The 496-nt window shown below is 55.0% G+C and carries 1 protein-coding gene; it reads right to left on the bottom strand.

From position 1 onward, the window contains the following. On the bottom strand, positions 1–496 hold a 496-nt coding region (locus AUR65_RS11420; protein ID WP_199180599.1), incomplete at both ends, for a CoA transferase.

Below are 496 nucleotides of genomic sequence, written 5' to 3'. Positions count from 1 at the left end.
TCGTTCTCGTGGAGTTTTCGAATCTGCTCGTCCGAGTAATCGAGTTCACCGAGAACTTCGTCAGTATGTTCGCCGGGCATGGGAGGTTGACTCGTGATTTCGCCCGGCGTCTCGGACAACGTCACTGGAATACCGGTCGTCGTGTACTCGCCCACTTCCGGATGTTCGAATGTCCGGACCATGTCGTTGTGCTGGACCTGCGGGTCCTCGGCCATCTCGTGGAAGTCGTTCACTTTGCTCGCCCAGACATCGGCGTCTAACAGTCGAGTCAATAGTGATTCTGTCTCGCACTCTCTGGTGTACGCTTCGAGAACGCGTTTAATCTCATCGCGGTCTTCGAACTCCGTACCGTCGTACTGCTGCAATTCTTCGAGTCCCAGTGTGTCCGCGAGAACGTCCACTGGTGCCATAGCAATCGCAACGTGACCATCTGCAGTCTCATAGATGCCGTACGGTCCACTGTTAAACGGGGATGAAATTCCTGCTTCGCTGCGGT

The organism is Haloferax marisrubri, from assembly GCF_001469875.2.
Lineage (GTDB): Archaea > Halobacteriota > Halobacteria > Halobacteriales > Haloferacaceae > Haloferax > Haloferax marisrubri.
This window is presented reverse-complemented; position numbering and strand designations above follow the sequence as displayed.